The organism is Candidatus Devosia phytovorans (assembly GCA_029202405.1).
Taxonomy (GTDB): Bacteria; Pseudomonadota; Alphaproteobacteria; order Rhizobiales; family Devosiaceae; genus Devosia; species Devosia phytovorans.
Genome location: CP119312.1, coordinates 3060949 through 3078307, shown reverse-complemented (window position 1 = coordinate 3078307; position 17359 = coordinate 3060949). Strand labels below are relative to the sequence as shown.

Annotated in this window: 15 protein-coding genes; 7 read left to right on the top strand and 8 right to left on the bottom strand. The window is 62.8% G+C overall.

Going from position 1 to position 17359, the window contains the following annotated elements:
- Positions 1-10: 10 nt before the first annotated feature.
- The gene (locus P0Y65_15185; GenBank protein WEK03529.1) at positions 11-1243 is read right to left on the bottom strand and encodes an aminopeptidase; all 1233 of its coding nucleotides are present in this window, start codon (positions 1241-1243) and stop codon (positions 11-13) included.
- Positions 1244-1397: 154 nt separating this feature from the next.
- Between P0Y65_15185 and P0Y65_15180 the strand changes: the two genes are divergently transcribed.
- The 3 genes from P0Y65_15180 (at position 1398) to P0Y65_15170 (ending at position 4668) form a co-directional block, all read left to right on the top strand.
- Positions 1398-1523, top strand: a complete 126-nt coding sequence (locus P0Y65_15180) for a hypothetical protein (protein WEK03528.1) — start codon at positions 1398-1400, stop codon at positions 1521-1523.
- Positions 1524-1609: 86 nt separating this feature from the next.
- Positions 1610-2497 (top strand): lipid kinase, encoded by an 888-nt coding sequence (locus P0Y65_15175; GenBank protein ID WEK03527.1) that lies wholly within the window; start codon positions 1610-1612, stop codon positions 2495-2497.
- Between the two features lie 374 nt (positions 2498-2871).
- Entirely contained in the window at positions 2872-4668 is a 1797-nt protein-coding gene (locus tag P0Y65_15170; protein WEK03526.1) for an ABC transporter ATP-binding protein, read from the top strand.
- 207 nt (positions 4669-4875) lie between these two features.
- Here the strand turns inward: P0Y65_15170 and P0Y65_15165 are convergent, their stop codons facing one another.
- Positions 4876-6798 (bottom strand): methyl-accepting chemotaxis protein, encoded by a 1923-nt coding sequence (locus tag P0Y65_15165; protein ID WEK03525.1) that lies wholly within the window; start codon positions 6796-6798, stop codon positions 4876-4878.
- A gap of 249 nt (positions 6799-7047) precedes the next feature.
- Between P0Y65_15165 and P0Y65_15160 the strand changes: the two genes are divergently transcribed.
- The 3 genes from P0Y65_15160 to P0Y65_15150 are packed head-to-tail and all read left to right on the top strand — an operon-like array spanning position 7048 to position 9590.
- Positions 7048-7968, top strand: a complete 921-nt coding sequence (locus P0Y65_15160) for a catechol 1,2-dioxygenase (protein WEK03524.1) — start codon at positions 7048-7050, stop codon at positions 7966-7968.
- Positions 7969-8028: 60 nt separating this feature from the next.
- Positions 8029-9030 (top strand): zinc-binding alcohol dehydrogenase family protein, encoded by a 1002-nt coding sequence (locus tag P0Y65_15155; GenBank protein ID WEK03523.1) that lies wholly within the window; start codon positions 8029-8031, stop codon positions 9028-9030.
- A 17-nt stretch (positions 9031-9047) separates the two neighbouring features.
- Complete coding sequence (locus tag P0Y65_15150) at positions 9048-9590, top strand: DUF924 domain-containing protein (protein ID WEK03522.1); 543 nt, start codon at positions 9048-9050, stop codon at positions 9588-9590.
- A 147-nt stretch (positions 9591-9737) separates the two neighbouring features.
- On the opposite strand, the gene P0Y65_15145 is transcribed toward P0Y65_15150, so the two are convergent.
- On the bottom strand, positions 9738-10652 hold the full coding sequence (locus P0Y65_15145; GenBank protein ID WEK03521.1) for a sugar kinase: 915 nt from the start codon (positions 10650-10652) through the stop codon (positions 9738-9740).
- A gap of 120 nt (positions 10653-10772) precedes the next feature.
- On the opposite strand from P0Y65_15145, the gene P0Y65_15140 reads away from it, so the two are divergent.
- Positions 10773-12245 carry a mannitol dehydrogenase family protein gene (locus P0Y65_15140; protein ID WEK03520.1) on the top strand — a complete coding sequence of 491 codons (1473 nt, stop codon included), beginning with the start codon at positions 10773-10775 and terminating at the stop codon, positions 12243-12245.
- Positions 12246-12431: 186 nt separating this feature from the next.
- On the opposite strand, the gene P0Y65_15135 is transcribed toward P0Y65_15140, so the two are convergent.
- The 5 genes from P0Y65_15135 to P0Y65_15115 form a co-directional block, all read right to left on the bottom strand.
- On the bottom strand, positions 12432-13586 hold the full coding sequence (locus tag P0Y65_15135) for an iron-containing alcohol dehydrogenase (GenBank protein ID WEK03519.1): 1155 nt from the start codon (positions 13584-13586) through the stop codon (positions 12432-12434).
- A gap of 143 nt (positions 13587-13729) precedes the next feature.
- Positions 13730-15112, bottom strand: a complete 1383-nt coding sequence (locus P0Y65_15130) for an aldehyde dehydrogenase family protein (protein ID WEK03518.1) — start codon at positions 15110-15112, stop codon at positions 13730-13732.
- 9 nt (positions 15113-15121) lie between these two features.
- Positions 15122-15535: a type II toxin-antitoxin system VapC family toxin gene (locus tag P0Y65_15125; protein WEK03517.1), complete on the bottom strand. Its 414-nt coding sequence runs from the start codon at positions 15533-15535 to the stop codon at positions 15122-15124.
- Positions 15525-15929 (bottom strand): helix-turn-helix transcriptional regulator, encoded by a 405-nt coding sequence (locus tag P0Y65_15120; protein ID WEK03516.1) that lies wholly within the window; start codon positions 15927-15929, stop codon positions 15525-15527. Before P0Y65_15120 ends, P0Y65_15125 begins: the two co-directional genes overlap by 11 nt.
- A 67-nt stretch (positions 15930-15996) precedes the next feature.
- Positions 15997-17358: a glutamine synthetase family protein gene (locus tag P0Y65_15115; protein ID WEK03515.1), complete on the bottom strand. Its 1362-nt coding sequence runs from the start codon at positions 17356-17358 to the stop codon at positions 15997-15999.
- Position 17359 lies beyond the last annotated feature (1 nt).

Here is a 17359-nt window from a genome sequence, read left to right as displayed (position 1 = left end):
CCCCTTGGGTTCAATTGGCCCATTCGCCGCCACGCATCACCGGCTCGGTCGAGCCATCGGCATTGACGCCGTCGATGTCGATCTTGTCGCTGCCGATCATCCAGTCGATGTGGATATTGGAGCTATTGCCGCCCTGGGCCGCGATCTGGTCCTGGGTCATGTCCTTGCCATTGACGAAACAGTCCGAATAGCACTGGCCCTGCGCGATATGGCAGGAGGCGTTTTCGTCGTAGAGCGTGTTGAAGAACAGGATCCCCGAAGCCGAGATCGGCGAGCTATGCGGCACCAGCGCTACCTCGCCGAGGCGACGGCCGCCCTCGTCGGTATCGAGCACCTTGTCGAACAGGGCCTGGTTCTTTGAAGCCTTGAACTCGACCAGCTTGCCGCCCTCGAAACGGGCCTGCATGTCCTCGATCAATGCGCCGTTGTGGCTCAGCGGCTTGGTGCCGGCAACATAGCCATCGACGCGCAGCTTGTGCGGCGTGGTGAAGACTTCCTCGGTCGGGATATTGGGATTGCAGGTGATGCCGTTCTTGGCTTCCGACGCGCCACCCTTCCAGCGGTGGCCATCGGCGAGGCCGACGGTCAGGTCGGTGCCGGGACCGGTGTATTTGAGCGAGGCAAAGGCCTTTTCGTTAAGCCAGGTCCAGCGCTTCTTGAGGTTGGCATTATGCTCCTTCCAGGCCGCGATCGGGTCTTCCTGATCGACGCGCGACGCCTTGAAGATCGCATCGGCGAGCTTGGAAACCGCTTCTTCCTCGCTGTCATGGGGGAAGACCAGCTTGGCCCAGGCGGCGGTCGGGTAGGAAACGATGTTCCAGTTGATGTCAAAGCCGGTGATCAGCTGCATGGCTGGCTTGGCAGCAGCGGAGCTGGCGCGCATGGCACGGCTGACCTTTTCGGGGTCCTGGCCAGACAACATCATCGGATTGTCGCCCGAGATGGCGAGGCGCGCGGCGTTGTTCTTGTAGGCTTCGGCCATGCCCGAGAACAGCCAGCCGGCGGCTTTGTCGAAGCTCGCGTCATTGGCATGCTGATAGCGGGCAAGCGTTGCTTCCTCGTCCGAATAGATCGTCGTGACCACGCCAGCGCCGGCCTTGTAGGCATGCTCGGTGATGCGGCGGACCAGCGGCGCCGAGGTCATCGGTGCGGTGATGACGAGGTCCTGGCCCTCTTCCAACTGCAGGCCGACCTTGATGGCAACCTGGGCGAGCTTGTCGAGCTTGACGGGATCGATGGTCATTGGGGGCGAAGCCTCTCGTTTGAGTCTGGTTGGCGCAAACCCTAGCGGGCAAGGCGGCGGAGCGCTACCGACAAAAATCGAGAAGAAAATTGACCTCAATCAAGGGTGAAGGCGGGGTAAGGCGCAATTTGGGCTCATCACCAAGGAGCCCCAGATGATCACCAATCTTCCCACCCTCGCCGCCGTCATTGGCGCCTATTTCGGCGTCTTCATCCTCGCCGTCGGCTATGCCCAATGGACGACAAGGGGCATGGATGTCTATCGGGCCGAACGGCCCTGATATGACCAAATGGTAATGCGGCGCGCCCTTGCGCCGCGCGGCCGGACAGGTCATGTGCAGGGCCCGTTCCCAGCACGCAGTCGTTCATGTCAGCTCTTCCCGTCCGCCGCCGCGCCCTCATGCTGGTCAATCCCAACGCCCGCCGCGGCACGGCAGCGCTCGAGCCGGTGATCGACCGTCTGCGCGATGGCGGTGTCGATGCGGTCATCGAGCGCTTCAATTCGCCCGACGAAGTCTCCGCCGATATCGCCCGCCGCCGGCACGAGGCTGATCTCGTGATCGTCTGCGGTGGTGACGGCACGATCAATTCGGCTGCCAGGGGCGTGCTGGAAACCGAACTGCCCATGGGCATCATGCCGATGGGCACGGCCAATGACCTGGCGCGGACCCTCTCCATTCCCGACGACCTGCTGAAGGCCGCCGATATCATCATTGCCGGCCATACGTCCCGCGTCGATCTCGGCGAGGTCAATGGCCACCCCTTCTTCAATGTCGCCAGCATGGGCCTGTCGGTCGACCTGGCGCGCGGGCTGACCCCCGAGGCCAAGCGCCGGTGGGGCAAGTTGGGCTATGCGCTGGCGGCGATCAAGGTGGCGATGAAGGCAAAACCCTTCCGCGCCGAAATCATCAGCGACAGCGGCACGGAAAAGGTCAAGACACTGCAGATCGCGGTGGGCAATGGCGTGCATTATGGCGGTGGCACGGTGATCCATGCCGATGCGACGATCGAGGATGGCCATCTCGACCTCTATTCGCTCGAACTCAAGAATGTCTGGAAATTCGGCCTGATGCTGGGCGCGTTTCGGCGCGGCGAGCACGGCGCCTGGGACGAGGTGCGCACCGCCAAGAGCACGGAGTTCGATATCCGCACCAAAGAGCCGATGGCGATCAATACCGATGGCGACTTGGTGACCCAGACCCCGGCGCACTTTGTCATCCGGCCAAGTGCGGTGACGGTGTTCAGTCCGGCGTAGCGGCAAGGCCGGGGTGACACCGTGGTTGGGGAGAGTTGCGCGCAGCGGCCCCTGTGTCCAGTTTGCATCACCTTTCTGCAACGTCACAAAACCCGGTTGGCAAGTGCGAACCACTTCGCTACAAAACGTCCACCGCTTCAGATTTCAAACCAAGGGAGGCGTTGTATGGCAGCATTCATCACACCCCTCCCCAATGGCATGACCCGACGTTAGGTCCTTGCCATTCGCGGCCCGCCTCGGGTTCGCGACAAGCGGTTTCCCCTTCGCAGCCCGATTGATGATCTGACGGGATCAGTTTGCCTCCCGTTCCGGCTGTGCCTTTCATTCCCTGTCTTTGAGGGCCGGTTGCCGGAAAACGGGACCGGACTGGATTTATGAGTCGCAAGAAGCTCGATTTCCGCGCCGATGCCTATCGCAACGTGCTCGGCTTTACTTTCCGTCGCTGGGCCAGCCGGCCGGCGATCATTGCCCTTATCTGTATCCTGGTTGTCGTGTCGACGCTGGCCGAAGTCATGGTGCCGGTGTTTTCCGGCCAGATCGTTGATGCCATTGCCGGGGCTGAGACCTCGGCGGCGTCCGAGGCCATCCGCGCCTTTGTCATCGTGGTGGGCCTGGGCCTCGCCAGCGTCGTGCTGCGCTGGTTCATCTTCCAGGGCGTCATTCGCCTGACCATCCGCATGATGGCCGAAGTGGTGAACGACGGCTTCCATCGCGTGCAGCGCTTCTCGACGGACTGGCATGCCAACAGCTTTGCCGGCTCGACCGTGCGCAAGATCACCCGCGGCATGTGGGCGCTGGATTCGCTCAATGACCTGCTGCTGGTAGCGCTGCTGCCATCGGTGGTCATGCTGATCGGCGCCAGCATCATCCTGGGCACCTATTGGCCGATCATCGGCCTCATCGTGGCCCTCGGCTCGATCATCTATATCGGCGTCACCGTGCTGCTTTCGATGGGCTATGTCTCGCCGGCGGCAAGCCTTGCCAATGCCTGGGATACGAGGCTGGGCGGCGCGTTGGCTGATGCGGTCAGCTGCAATTCCGTGGTCAAGGCTTTCGGGGCGGAGGGCCGCGAGGAGGATCGGCTCAAGCATGTCCTCTCCAAGTGGGACCATCGGACCCGCCGCACCTGGAAGCGCGGCACGCTGAGCGGCACCATCCAGGGCTTCATGATGGTGGCCATGCAGGCCGGCATCCTGGGCACGGGGCTGATCATGTGGCAGCGCGGGCTGGCGACACCGGGCGACATCACCTTTGTGCTCGCCATGTTCTTCGTGCTGCAGGGCTATCTGCGCGATGTCGGCATGCATATCCGCAACCTGCAGCGTGCGGTCAACGACATGGAAGAGCTGGTCCTGCTCGACAAGACGCCGCTCGGCATCGACGACAGGCAGGGTGCCGGCAAGATCGCCATCACGGCGGGCGAGATCCGCTTCGATCATGTCACCTTCCGCTATGGTGCCCATCCGACGCCGCTCTACAATGACTTCTCGGTCGAGATCAAACCGGGCGAGCGTGTGGGTCTGGTTGGTCATTCGGGCTCGGGCAAGACGACCTTCGTCAAGCTCATCCAGCGCCTCTATGACGTCAACCAGGGCGCGATCACCATCGACGGGCAGAATATCGCCGATGTGAAACAGTCGAGCCTGCGCGGCCAGATCGCCATCGTGCAGCAGGAGCCGATCCTGTTTCACCGGACCCTGGCCGAGAACATCGCCTATGGTCGGCCCGAAGCCAGCCGGCAGCAGATCGAGCTGGCGGCGCAGCAGGCCAATGCGCATGACTTCATCATCGGCCTGCCCAAGGGCTATGAGACCATGGTGGGTGAGCGCGGCGTCAAGTTGTCGGGTGGCGAGCGCCAGCGTGTCGCCATCGCCCGGGCTTTCCTCGCCGACGCGCGGGTGCTGATCCTCGATGAGGCGACCTCGAGCCTCGACAGCGAGAGCGAAGTGCAGATCCAGCAGGCCATGGAGCGCCTGATGGAAGGCCGGACCACGTTAGTCATTGCCCATCGCCTGTCGACGGTGCGGGCACTCGATCGCCTGCTGGTCTTCGACAAGGGCCGGATTGTCGAAGAGGGAGACCACCAGGCGTTGATCCGGCTCAACGGCGGCATCTACCGCCGGCTGTTCGAACGCCAGGCGCTGGAGCTGACCAAGGGGTTGGTAGCGTAAATGAAAAGGCCGGGGTGAAAGCCCCGGCCTTTTGGTTTTTGGTGGGGTACCCCCTCCTATCCTCCCCCTGTTGGTGGGGTACCCCCTCCTATCCTCCCCCTGATAGGGGGAGGGACAGATCGAGCTTGAAGCACGACGGTGCCCAACTCACCGGCCGGATCCCTCCCCCTTTTCAGGGGGAGGTTAGGCGGGGGTATCCATGCTTCTCTAGGCCGCCCGGGCGTAGCCGCGGCGGGCATTGCCGCCGTCGTTGACCTTGAAGATGTCCACGATCGCATCGAGCTGGGTCGCCTGGTTTTCGGTCTGCTCGATGGCCGCGTTCATTTCTTCGACCAGGGCAGCATTATGCTGGGTCATTTCGTCCATCTGGCGCACGGCGATCGACACTTCGGTGATGCCGGTCGACTGTTCCTGGCTGTCGCGCGAAATGCCTTCCATCAGACCCGAGCTGGCGCGGACGCCGTCCAGCATCAGGTTGAGGCGATCAGCGGCTTCACCGACGAGACGGCTGCCGTCCTGCACTTCCTTGGCCGACTGCTCGATCAGTACCTTCACATCGGCCGAGGCCGAGGCGGCAGACTGCGCCAGACGGCGAACTTCGACGGCCACCACCGCAAAGCCCTTGCCGGCGTCGCCCGCGCGGGCGGCTTCCACCGATGCGTTGAGGGCAAGCAGATTGGTCTGGAAGGCGATGTCGTCGATGAGGCCGATGATGTTGGAGATCTTGGCCGAGGAAGTGGTGATGCGCTCCATGGCCTCGTTGGCCTGGGCCATCACGGCGCCGCCCTGTTCGGCCGAGACGGTCACCTTGCCGGCATTGCCATTGGCATCCTGGGCACGCTTGGCGTTTTCCATGACGGTGGTCGCCAGCTGTTCCATGGCGGCCGAGGTTTCCTCGATCGTCGCTGCCTGGCGCGTGGTGCGTTCGGAAAGGTCATTGGCACCGGCCAGAATTTCGCCAGTCGCCGTCTTGAGCGTGCGCGAAGTATCCTTGAGCTGGTTGACGATGTCGGCCAGCTTTTCGGCCACCGCATTGGTATTGTTCTTGAGCGCGCCGAAGGCGCCCTGGTAGTCGCCGGTGACGCGCTGCGTCAGGTCGGTATTGGCAATGGCCGAGAGCACTGTGCCGGTTTCCGACAGGCCACGGTCGACGGTGGCGACGAGGCCGTTGACGCTGTCGGCCAGCTGGTTGAGTTCGTCATCGGAAAAGTCGGTCGGCACGCGCTGGGTGAAAATGCCGGCGCTGGCCGCCTTCATCACCGAGCCCAGTTCGGACTGCAGCAGGGCCATCATATCGGCGCGTTCGACGACGGAAAGATTGCGCGCAGCTTCCTCGGCGCTGAGGGCAGCGACGCGCTTGGCATTCTGGCGGAAGACTTCGACGGCACGGGCCATGGCGCCGATTTCGTCGCGGGCCTCGGCATTGTCGATGCCGACATCGAGCTTGCCGTCGGCCAGCTCGCTCATGGTCTGCGTCAGCTGGCGCACCGGGCGAACGATGGTGCGGCCACCAATGAAGAGGCTGAGCGCAAGGCCGGCAATGATACCGACGGCCGCAGTGATGGCCAGGGTCAGCATGGCGTTGAAAGCCGAGGCTTCCGCATCGGCCCGCATGGAGGCCATCAGCTCGCCCGAATAGGTGGAGTAGATCTTGATCGTGTCGGTGACGGTAAGCTGGGCGGCCAGCGCTTCACTCAGCGACGCATTGAGCGCGACCTGGTTGAGCGGCTGCACGGCTGCAACGGCCAGCATGTCGTTGATCTTGGCGAAATAGGCATCCATCACCGGCTTGACGGCGGCGAGCTGCTCCAGCTCGGTTGCATCGGCGGCTGCTTCGATGATCGGGAAGCGCCCCTTCATCTCGGTCATGCGGCGGTCAGCCTGAGCGACGAAGTCGGTGCTCGCCGGGTCGAGGACCAGCTGATAGGTCATGCGGGAAATGGCGATGACATCCATGCGCAGGTCCATGGCCTCGCGGGCGGCCACTTCCTTGGCGCCGACGCGGTTCATGGTTGCGCTCATGGCGCTGAGTTCGCGCCAGCCCACGGCCGCGATGGCAGCGGCCACCACGCCCATGAGCAGAACCGTAAGAACCAGCTTCTGCAGGATCGGAATATTGCGGAAATTCATGGACGGGAATACCTGATGCCAGAGTAAGTGTCGGATCGGCTTCTGCCGTCCGGGTCTGGCAAGTACCAATCCCTGAATCTGCTTAAATTAGCGTGAAAATGCCCGGTCTTCCGGGCATGCGCGGCCTGCATGGCTTGCCGACATTGCGCTCGCTTTTGCGAACGATGCCTTCGCCGCGCCGGTCATGGCCCAGGTAATCGCCTGGCCCTATATTGGCTTCAACAGTTGAACGCCTTTGGAGTGCCCGTCATGATTGACGCTTCCGTCCAGACCAATGTGAAGTCCAAGCCCATCCTGCCGCTGACCACGACGCTGGGCCCCGTGCATATCGCCGTCACCGAAAAGGCCAAGGCCCTTGCCATCTGGCAGGACGTCGTCGGCCTCGAGCTGATCGCCGAAAATGGCAATGAGCTGTCGCTGGGTGCCGGTGGCAAGGTGCTGATCGTCCTCGAAACCGGCGCCACGCGCCCATCGGTACCGCGCACCATCGGCCTCTATCACGTCGCCGTGCATGTGCCGACCCGCGTGGCCCTGGCCGAAATGGCCGTCCGCGCGCTGCAGCGCAATGTACGGATATCGCCCACCGATCATCTCGTGTCGGAAGCCATCTATCTCTGGGACCTCGACGGAAATGGTATCGAGATCACCTTCGAGACGCCCTGGCGCGGTACGCTGGGGGACCCCGACAAGGGCGAGACCTATGCCGTCACCACGGAAGGCAAGGCCCATTCCGGCCGCGATCCGATCGATCTCGATGGCCTGCTGGGCGAACTGGGCGAGAGCCCGGTCATCCCGGCGCGCATGCCCGAAGGCACGCGTATTGGCCATGTGCATGTGCATGTAAATGACCTCGGCATTGCGATGAACTTCTATCGTGACGTGCTGGGCTTTGCCGGGTTCCTGCTGATCCACTCCTTCGGCATGGGCGACGTCGGGCTCGACTACATGCCCCATACCTTGGCCTTCAACATCTGGTCCGGCCCCAATGCCGCTCTGCCGCCCGCGGGTGCCGCGGGCCTGCGCTGGTTCACCGTGGTCCTGCCCGACGCCGCAACACTCGAAAGCCTCGGTGGTCGGCTAGCCTCGGCCGGTGCACCGATCAGCGGCGTCGAAGGCGGTATCGAAACCCAGGACCCGTTCGGCAATCGCATCAGGATCGTTCTGGCGTAAGCCATAGTCTCGACCCGGCACGCGTGTTAGTCCTCCCGGTGAAGATCGGGAGGATTTTTCATGCGCGCCATTTCCTGCGCTGCGCCGGGTGAACTGGCGCTGATCGATATCGACCGTCCGGTGCTCAAACCCGGCTGGGTCCGCGTCGGCATCAGCCATATCGGCATCTGCGGCACCGACTATCATATCTTCGAGGGCAAGCACCCCTTCCTGCAATATCCGCGCATCATGGGCCATGAGTTGAGCGGGGTGGTGCGCGACGCCAATGGCGCGACGACGCTCGCCGATGGCGATGCCGTGGTCATCAATCCCTATCTGCCCTGCTACAATTGTCCCGCCTGCCGCGAGGGCAAGACCAATTGCTGTGAGACGCTGACCGTCATCGGCGTGCATGGCGACGGCGGCATGGCCGAGGAGATTGTCATGCCCGAAGCCAATCTCTATAGGGCCGAGGGGCTCAGCCTGCGCGACGCCGCCATGGTGGAATTCCTTGCCATCGGCGCCCATGCCGTGCGCCGCACCGAACTGCGGCCCAGCGCGCGCGTACTGGTCGTCGGTGGCGGCCCGATCGGGCTGGGCGTGGCCTTCTTCACCCGCATTGCCGGGGCTGATGTCACCATTCTCGATGCGGCCGAGGACAAGCTCGATGCGGCCCATCGCTTCGGCTTTGCCATCGCGGCTCTGCATCAGCTTGAGGGCGCCGAATTCAAGGCGGGCATGGGCAGCGGCTTCGACGCGGTGTTTGATGCCACTGGCTCGATCGCCGCCATGAACCAGGCCATCGCCTATTGCCGCAATGGCGGCGCGCTGACCCTGGTTGGCGTGGTCAAGGGCATGCTCAACTGGGAGGATCCCGAAATCCACCGCCGCGAGCTGACCATCCGCGCCTCGCGCAATGCCACGCGCGCGGATTTCGACCATGTCATGGAGTCGATCCGCAATGGCGCGGTGCCAACGGATCAGCTCGCCACCCATTCCACCAGCTTTGACGACGTCCCCGCCAATCTGCCCCGATGGGCGAAGGAGCGGAACGGGCTGATCAAGGCGATCATCACCATCTAGTCTCGAAGGAGCATTCCATGCGCAGCCCCGAAGATGTCTTGAACTTCTGGTTCGTCGAACACACCAAGGACGACTGGTTCGGCGGCAAAGCAGAATTTGACGATGCGTTGCGTGCGCAGTTTGCCGAAACGCTGGAACGGGTTGCGCGCTGCGAGGCCTGGGAATGGCGCCAGACGCCGGACGGGCGCCTCGCCGAGATCATCGTGCTCGACCAGTTCAGCCGCCAATTGCACCGCGGCTCGCCCGAGGCTTTCGCGCAGGACAAGATGGCCACGGCTCTGGCGCAGGAGGCGGTGTTCGTCGGCGTCGACCAGGACATTCCCATGGACCGCCGCATGTTCCTCTTCATGCCCTATATGCATGCGGAATCCCTGGTGATCCAGGAAGAGGGCGTGAAGCATTTCGAGCAGTTCGGGCCTGATATGCTGAAATTCATGGTTGGCCACCGTGACTGCATCGCGCGCTTCGGCCGCTTTCCGTTCAGGAACAAGGCGCTCGGGCGGGAAAGCACGGACGACGAGATCGCTTACATGAAGGCGCAGGGCGACAGTATGTTTTGAGGGTGCTGCCGGGAGAGTCTTTGTTGGGTACCCCCACCTAACCTCCCCCTGATAGGGGGAGGGACAGATTGTGCTTGTGGCACTCTCCAACCAAAAACGCTGCGCGGTCCCTCCCCTATCAGGGGGAGGATAGGAGGGGGTATCCTCTTACTTCGAGAGCAACTCCGGCTCGACCAGCGCGCCCTTTTGACCGATGACCACGCCGGCCACGCGATGTGCGGCTTCGGCGGCTTGCTGCAATGACTTGCCCGCCAGCCGCGCCGAGAGATAGCCGCCATTGAAGCTGTCGCCGGCGCCGGTGGCATCGACCACAGTGGCGCCGGGCTGTGGTGCGACCTTGACGCGTTCCGAGGCGGTGGCGATCAGCGCTTCACCGGCACCATCCTTGACCACGACTTCCTCGACGCCCAGCTCGAGATAGCGATCGGCCGTGTCGTCGATGGTCTTGTCGCCGAACAATGGAGCTTCGTCGCCATGGGTCGGCAGGACCACGTCGCAGAGCGAGGCGGCTGCCGTGAGCACTGAGGTCATGACACGCGGACTGGTCCACAGTGCTGGGCGGATATTGGTGTCAAAGACGACGCGAGCGCCATTGTCGCGTGCCTTGACCACCGCTCCCAGCAGACGCCCTCGGGCGCGCGGCGCGAGGATGGCCAGGGTTATGCCCGAGAAATAGACCATGCTGGCGCCCTCGACCGCCTCGGCCAGCGCCTTCTTGTCATCGGCAAGCAGCTTGGCCGCCGACGTGTCACGCCAATAGGTGAAGTGGCGATCGCCCTTGTCCTGGTGGATCATGTAGAGGCCGGGCCGGCGATTGGCGATGGTCTTGATATGGCTGGTGCCGATATCGGCAGACTTGAGAAAGGCCAGGATATCGTCGCTATAACGGTCTTCGCCCAGCGCCGTGACATAGTCGACCGACCAATCGGCTCCCAGCAGGGCCCGCATATACCAGGCGGTATTGAGCGTATCGCCGGCATAGCCCAGGCGATATTGGCGGTCTTCGCCGCCGCTCATCTCGATCATGCATTCCCCGATGCTGACGAAACGCTGCTGTGCCAAAATGCTGCCCTCCCTTGCCTAGGTGAAGCTTATGCCGGTAAAGCCGATTTGGTCGCAAGTCACTATCTTCCATACAAGTTCGGAAGGCACTATGGTGGCGCAAATTTTCCGGAGACTGCCATGACGCGCCTCAGCGCCGCCACCCTCGCCAACGCACCACAGGGCGTTCGCATGCCTGACTATGACCGGGACCAGATCACCCCGGGCATTGTGCATCTGGGCATCGGCGCCTTCCATCGGGCACATATGGCCGTCTATGTCGACGATTTGCTGAAGTCCCATCCGGACTGGGCCATTGTGGGCGCAAGCTTGCGCCGGCCCGATACCAAGGAGGCGCTGGAGCCCCAGGACGGTCTCTACACCGTGGCGGTGCGCGACGCCGAAGGCACACATCCCCGCGTTATCGGCTCGATCCTCAAAGTGCTGGACGCCAACACCCAGCGCGAGGAGCTCCTGGCGCTGATGGCCAGTCCACAAATCCGCATCGTCTCGCTGACGGTTACGGAAAAAGGCTATTGCCACGATCCGGCGACCGGCGAACTGGACCAGCGCCATCCTGACATTGTGCATGATCTTGCCAACCCCGCTGCGCCGAAGTCGGCGCCGGGCATGCTGGTGGAAGCGCTGGCGCGGCGCAAAGCAGCGGGCATTGCCCCCTTTGCGGTGATGAGCTGCGATAACCTGCCCAGCAATGGCGCGACGGTGAAGCGCATTGTGACGAAGTTCGCCGGGCTGCGCGACGAGGCGCTGGGCGATTATGTGGCCGAGGTGGCGTTCCCCGGCACCATGGTCGACCGCATCGTGCCCTCGACGACCGATGTCGATCGCGAGACGGTGGCCGGGTTGATTGGGGCGGATGACGCCTGGCCGATCATGACCGAGCCTTTCACCCAATGGGTTATCGAGGATCATTTCCCCAATGGCCGCCCGCCCTTCGAAACGGCCGGGGCACAGCTGGTCGAGGATGTAGAGCCTTTCGAGCGCATGAAGCTGCGCATGCTCAACGGTTCGCACTCGACCATGGCCTATCTCGGCTATCTGGCAGGCTATGAGTATATTTCCGATGTGATGGGCGACGAGGATTTCGTCGCGCTGATCCACGGGCTGATGACCGAGGAGGCCATGCCGACGCTGGACATGCCGGGCGTCGATCTCGGCGCCTATCGCGACCAGTTGCTCGATCGCTTCCGCAATCCGGCGCTGAAGCATCGTACCTGGCAGATCGCCATGGACGGGTCACAGAAACTGCCGCAGCGCTTGCTAGGCACGATAAGGGACCGGCTCGCGGCCGGTCAGCCCTTCGAGCGCCTCGGACTCGGGGTGGCAGCCTGGATGCGTTATGTGGTTGGCATCGACGAGAAGGGCGAGACCATCGACGTGCGCGATCCCCTCGCCATGCGCACGATGGCGATTGCCGCCGACACTATCGACGACGCCGAGGAACTCTATATCGGTCTCGCCGCCCTGACCGAAGTGTTCGGCACGGACCTGGCTGACAACCAGGCCTTTGGCGAGACCGTTGCAACCCATCTCGACAGCCTGTTCGAGATCGGCGTGAAGGAGACGGTGGCGGAAGTGGTGGATACCCACTGAGCCCAACCCTCTCCCCTTGAGGGAGAGGGACAGCTTTTCTGCGTTCAGCAGAAAAGCAGGGTGAGGGGTTGCCTCCGCCGACGCAGAGTTGCCGGGAGATCGCTAACCCCTCATCCGTCTCGGCTGCGCCGAGCCACCTTCTCCCTCAAGGGGAGAAGGTTGACGACCGAGCGTTTGGCGAACTGCCTACACCCGCCCCTCCATCGCCCGGTCAAAAATCTCCATCGCGCGGTCCCTGGTCAGTTCCAGCGGATTGCCCCCGGCCGTGGGATCGACGATCGCCATGTCGCCGATCAGCTCGCGCTTTGATCCGTCGACCTTGAAGTCGGCCAGGGTGTGCGGCACCTCGAGACGCAGGCGCAGGCCGATGACGGCGTGCTGGAAAGCCTCGAAGCTGGGCGCCAGCCCGAGATAGGCCGAGAGGCGGGCGAGCTTGGCCTCGATCGCTGTGCGATTGACCGCCAGCACATAGGGCATGAACACCGCATTGGTCATGCCGTGATGCGTGTCGTAGAGCGCGCCGACCGGATGGCTGAGCGCATGGATGGCGCCGAGCCCCTTCTGGAAGGCGGTGGCGCCCATGGCGGCGGCGCTCATCATGTGACCACGCGCTTCCACGTCGAGCGGATCGGCAAAAACCTTGGGCAGGTTTTCGAACACCAGGCGAATGCCTTCGACGGCAATGCCATCGGCCAGCGGGTGATAGCCCGGCGCGCAATAGGCTTCGAGGCAATGCGCCAATGCATCCATGCCCGTGCCGACGGTGATGAAGCGCGGCATGCCGACGGTGAGTTCGGGATCGGCGATGACCACCTTGGGCATCATCAGCGGGTGGAAAATCACCTTTTTGGTGTGGGTGGTCTCGTCGGTGATGACCCCGGCGCGGCCGACTTCCGAGCCGGTTCCGGCGGTGGTGGGTACAGCGATGATGGGGAAAATCCCCTTGGGATCGGCGCGGGTCCACCAGTCTCCGATATCCTCGAAATCCCACATCGGCCGCGTCTGGCCGGCCATGAAGGCAATGACCTTGCCGACATCCAATCCGGACCCCCCGCCAAAGGCGATGACGCCATCATGCCCGCCCTCGCGCAACACCTTGATGCCGGCCTCGACATTGGCCGAGATCGGATTGGGTTTTACATCGGCAAAGAGGCCGACGGGAATGCCGGCATTCTTCAGCATGGCCAGCACATTCTGCGTCACCGGCAGCGCGGCGAGGCCAGCGTCGGTGACCAGGAGCGGCTTGGCAATGCCCGCGCTCTTCAGCGCCTCGGGCAATTCGGCGACGCGGCCGGGACCGAACTTGATGGCTGTGGGATAATTCCAGTTGGCTTTGGTCATCACGACGCTCCTTGCCACGCCCTCGTGGTTCGAGGGTCGCTGCGCTCCCGCCTCACCATGAGGTCTACTGGGAACTCGATCATAAAGTAGCCCTCATGGTGAGGTGCGCGCCCTTGCGCGCCTCGAACCACGAGGGCGTGACATTACACCCGCTTCAGATGGAAGGACTTGGGCTGGGTCAAATTGGCATAGCCGATCTCGCTGAGAGCGCCGCCCTTGCCGGTACCCTTGACGCCGGTCCAGACCAGACCTGGGTCGAGATAATCGCAGCGATTGGCAAACACCGTACCGGTTTCGACCTGTCCGCCCAGCCTGGCCGCCGCGTTGAGGTCCTCGGTCCAGATCGAGGCCGTGAGGCCATAGGGGCTGTCGTTCATCAGGGTAATGGCCTCGGCATCATCGGCCACCTTCATGATGCCGACGACCGGCCCAAAGCTTTCCTCACGCATCACCGACATCTGGTGGTTGACGTTGGTCAGCACCTCCGGCGCGAGATAGGGCGAGCCGGGCTGGTCGAGGTCATGGCGTGAATTGAGATGCCGCGTCGCGCCGCCACGCAGGGCCTCCTCGGTCTGTTGGCGGACATGATCGGCAAAACTGCCGCGCGCCATTGGCCCGACGATGGTTTCTGCATCGAGCGGATTGCCCAGCGTCCAGCCGCGGGCATTGTCGATGAAGCGCTCGACGAATGCGCCATAGACGCTCTCATGCACATAGATGCGCTCGACGCCGCAGCAGGACTGGCCGGAGTTGAAGAACGAGCCATCGACGAGGTTTTCGACCGCATTGTCGAGATCGGCATCCTCGCGGACATAGGCCGGATCCTTGCCGCCCAGTTCGAGGCCGAGCGTCGCAAAGGTCCCCGCAGCGGCTTTCTCGATGCGGCGGCCACCCTCGACCGAGCCGGTGAAATTGACATGGTCGATCTGGCCCGAAGCGATGAGCTTTTCGGTGTCCGCGTGGCCAAGCACGAGATTCTGGAACAGGCCTGCGGGAAGCCCCGACACCTCGGCCGCATGGGCGAAGCGCTCGCCGGCCAGCAGTGTCTGGCTGGCGTGCTTGAGGATGATTGCATTACCAGCCACTAGCCCTGGAATGATGGAATTGACCGCGGTGAGGAAGGGATAATTCCACGGCGCGATGACCATCACCGTCCCCAGCGCCTCGCGGGTGATATAGCGGGTAAAGCCGTCCTTCTCGGGTCGCATGGATGGCGCCAGGGCTTCGGTGGCCAGTTCGATCATATAACGCGACCGCTCCTCGACACCGCGCTTTTCGCCGCCGAAGCGGATCGGACGGCCCATCTGCCAGGCGAGTTCGGGCACGATATCGTCATTCATCAACAGCAGTGCATCGACGAAATGCGTCAGGATCTTCTGCCGTTCGGGCACCGTCGTCTCATGCCAGGCGTGACGCGCAGCCTTGGCGCGGATGACCGCGGCTTCGATCTCGACGTCGGTGGCGAGAGGCCGTTCGGCATAGACGCTGCCGTCCACGGGCGAGATGATCTTGACCGTTTCGGTCATGGGAAACTCCTAGCAGGCAAGGGCGCGGACATGGCCCAAGGTGGCGTAGCTGAGAATACGACGGTCGCTGGTGACGATCGTCATGTCCAGCGCCCGGGCCGTGGCGACAATGATCCGGTCGGCCGGATCGCGATGGATAGGCTGGGGCAAAAAGGACGACTCCAGCAGGATTTCGGGCGTGGCAGCTTCGACGGCGATTCCGGGCAAAGCCGCGAACGCCTTGAAATATCGCAAGGGTGGTGCCGTCGTCGGCAATCGTCCGCGAGATGCCAGCATGCCGATCTCCCACGCAGATATGGCCGACAGACTGACGGTCTCCTCAGCCTCGAAGGCCAGGTTGAGGGCCTCCAGCGCGCGCCCCTCCAATGTGCCCTCGCTGGTGTAGAACATGGCACAGGTATCCAGCAGGAGCCTAGTCCTCATAGACCTTGCCCCATTCCGGATCGGCCGGCTCGGTATAGTCCACATCGGGCAGCAGCGTGATCATGCCCTTGAGAGCGCCAAAAGCCGGGTGCTGTACCTTAGCGCCGGAAGGCGACGGCTTTGAGCCTGCGTCGACAGGCATGGGAGTGCCAAGCTTGGTTTGTGGCATTTCTCCAAATCCCTTGTTGGCCGCGATATCGACATGTTCCAGAATGCTGGCTGGGGACGCCCCGAGTATTGCCGCCAGGCGGGTGATTTCCCCTGGCTTCAGTTTTCGCTTGGCGTTGAGCGAACGCGACAGCGCGCTCGGGTCAACGTCCAACTGGTGTGCTACCATTCGGAGCGATAGACCCTTTTCCAGCATACGCGTTTCAAACCAAGCCTTGTCGACCATGATGGGTTTATCGCAACATTGACAATAATGTTGCGAAAATAGCATCACCACAGGTGTCGCGCAAGGTTCAGCTCCGCTCAAACCCCCGCTTCAACTCCCAGTCGGTAACCCGTCGGTCGTACTCAAACTGCTCCCATTCCGCCGTGTGGACATAGTGGTCCACGACAGTTTGCCCGAAGGCATCCTTGAGCATCTTCGACTTGCGCAAAGTGTCCGTCGCCTCGCGCAAGGTCTTGGGGATTTCGCGGAGCTTTTTGGTGACATAGGCGTCGCCGACGAAGGCGGGTTCGAGATCGAGCTTGTTCTCGATGCCCTTGATGCCTGCAGCGATCAGGGCGGCGAGGGCGAGATAGGGATTGAGATCGGCGCCGCCCATGCGGCATTCGACGCGGATGGATTTGGAATGCTCGCCGCAAAGGCGGAAGCCGGCGGTGCGATTGTCGGGCGACCAGATTGCCTTGGTGGGCGCGAAGGTGCCGGCCTGGAAGCGCTTGTAGCTGTTTATGTAGGGCGCGAGGAAATAGGTGATGTCGCGGGCATAAGCGAGCTGCCCGGCCATGAACTGCTTCATCAGCGGGCTCATGCCGCGCTCGTCCTTGGCATCGACAAACATCGGCTTGCCGGACCTGTCGGCCAGCGACATGTGGATATGGCTCGATGAGCCGGCGAGCGTGTAGTCCCACTTGGCCATGAAGGTCACCGCCTTGCCCTGGGCATGGGCGATTTCCTTGGTGGCGTTCTTCAGCACGACATGGCGGTCGGCCATGGTCAAAGCGTCGGCATATTTGACGTTGATTTCTTCCTGACCCGGGCCCCATTCGCCCTTGGACGACTCCACCGGAATGCCCGAAGCCTGCAGATGCTTGCGCAGCGCGCGCATCACGCCTTCTTCCTTGGTTGTCTGGAAGATGTGGTAATCCTGGATGTAATCGCCAGCCGTCTGGGCACGCGCATGGCCCTTCTGGGCGATGGTCCGGTAATCCTCGTCGAAGAGGTAGAATTCGAGCTCTGTCGCGGCATTGGCCGTATAGCCCATCGCCGCGAGCCGCTCGATCTGATGGCGCAGGATGGCGCGGGGCGAATGCGGGATCGGCTCGTGATGATGGTGATCGCTGAGATCGCACAGCACGATGGCGGTGCCGTCGAGCCAGGTGGCCTTCATCAGCGTCGAGAGATCGGGCTTCATGACGAAGTCGCCATAGCCCTTGCCCCAATTGGCGGCGACATAGCCGGGCACCGGCTCCATGTCGATATCGTCGGCGAGGAGATAGTCGCAGCCATGCGTTTCGTCATTGGCGACTTCGAGAAAATATTCGGCCTGGAAGCGCTTGCCGATTATGCGGCCCTGCATGTCGGGAAAAGCGACCAGCACGGTATCCATCGTGCCGGCGGCAATGTCGTTTTTGAGCTCGGCAAGGCTGTAGCCCATG

Excerpts from the sequence above, each read along its gene's own strand:
- P0Y65_15185 (WEK03529.1), bottom strand. The coding sequence starts at position 1,243 with ATGACCATCGATCCCGTCAAGCTCGACAAGCTCGCCCAGGTTGCCATC.
- P0Y65_15180 (WEK03528.1), top strand. The coding sequence starts at position 1,398 with ATGATCACCAATCTTCCCACCCTCGCCGCCGTCATTGGCGCCTATTTC.
- P0Y65_15175 (WEK03527.1), top strand. The coding sequence starts at position 1,610 with ATGTCAGCTCTTCCCGTCCGCCGCCGCGCCCTCATGCTGGTCAATCCC.
- P0Y65_15170 (WEK03526.1), top strand. The coding sequence starts at position 2,872 with ATGAGTCGCAAGAAGCTCGATTTCCGCGCCGATGCCTATCGCAACGTG.
- P0Y65_15165 (WEK03525.1), bottom strand. The coding sequence starts at position 6,798 with ATGAATTTCCGCAATATTCCGATCCTGCAGAAGCTGGTTCTTACGGTT.
- P0Y65_15160 (WEK03524.1), top strand. The coding sequence starts at position 7,048 with ATGATTGACGCTTCCGTCCAGACCAATGTGAAGTCCAAGCCCATCCTG.
- P0Y65_15155 (WEK03523.1), top strand. The coding sequence starts at position 8,029 with ATGCGCGCCATTTCCTGCGCTGCGCCGGGTGAACTGGCGCTGATCGAT.
- P0Y65_15150 (WEK03522.1), top strand. The coding sequence starts at position 9,048 with ATGCGCAGCCCCGAAGATGTCTTGAACTTCTGGTTCGTCGAACACACC.
- P0Y65_15140 (WEK03520.1), top strand. The coding sequence starts at position 10,773 with ATGACGCGCCTCAGCGCCGCCACCCTCGCCAACGCACCACAGGGCGTT.
- P0Y65_15135 (WEK03519.1), bottom strand. The coding sequence starts at position 13,586 with ATGACCAAAGCCAACTGGAATTATCCCACAGCCATCAAGTTCGGTCCC.
- P0Y65_15130 (WEK03518.1), bottom strand. The coding sequence starts at position 15,112 with ATGACCGAAACGGTCAAGATCATCTCGCCCGTGGACGGCAGCGTCTAT.
- P0Y65_15125 (WEK03517.1), bottom strand. The coding sequence starts at position 15,535 with ATGAGGACTAGGCTCCTGCTGGATACCTGTGCCATGTTCTACACCAGC.
- P0Y65_15120 (WEK03516.1), bottom strand. The coding sequence starts at position 15,929 with ATGGTCGACAAGGCTTGGTTTGAAACGCGTATGCTGGAAAAGGGTCTA.
- P0Y65_15115 (WEK03515.1), bottom strand. The coding sequence starts at position 17,358 with ATGGGCTACAGCCTTGCCGAGCTCAAAAACGACATTGCCGCCGGCACG.